Origin of the sequence: Mesorhizobium sp. M0437, from assembly GCF_040321335.1 — a bacterium.
Lineage (GTDB): Bacteria > Pseudomonadota > Alphaproteobacteria > Rhizobiales > Rhizobiaceae > Mesorhizobium.
Genome location: NZ_JAMYRK010000259.1, coordinates 1 through 619, shown reverse-complemented (window position 1 = coordinate 619; position 619 = coordinate 1). Strand labels below are relative to the sequence as shown.

Sequence of the window (619 nt, the reverse complement as noted above, 5' to 3'; positions counted from 1 at the left end):
TGCATCGAAATGGACGTGAGTGTACCTTCGTCCATCGCCGCTTCGACGTCCCTTGGCTCGATCGGTTGGTTTGGCCCGCTGCCAACCCACGAGTCGACCTTCGATCCTGCCCCCACCTCCCTGAACCGGTCGAGGATCTCACCAAGGTCAGCCCTCGACACGCCATTCGTTATCTGAGCCAGAATTCTGCGTTGCGGGTCGTTTGGGTTAAGATACCCCGCTCCCGGAATCAATTCACAGAGCTTGTCGCGATTTTGGTATGCCAGAACGCCAAGCATCGCGATCGCCAATCTTCCCAGATTTGCCATTTGATCTCCTCCACGGTTTTGGCCGATGAGCGAATCGAAGCCAAGTCTTGGCGGATGACGACCCGTGTGGGCTCCAACAACTTCTTGCCGGTCGGCTCGCCGGCGGAGAGGACGCGTCCTTCGGGTTACTCGTTTTCATCTGACGTCTTCTCCTGACGCAGAATTTCGGGGCGCTTGGCCCGCAGTCGCCCTACGCCGATCGAACGCCCTAACCCGGCGCCTTCCGGGTTTGTTCCGCTTGTCAGAGTTTGTCGGCGACGATGGAGAGCGCGACCCGACGGGGTAACTCTACCGGGTCGAGAGACAGAGTC

1 protein-coding gene is annotated in these 619 nt (G+C 59.1%); it reads right to left on the bottom strand.

The genetic code is table 11. The features are described from left to right. On the bottom strand, positions 1-308 hold a 308-nt coding region (locus NKI72_RS35350), incomplete at its 3' end, for a YidB family protein (protein ID WP_352852308.1). Between the last annotated feature and the right edge of the window lie 311 nt (positions 309-619).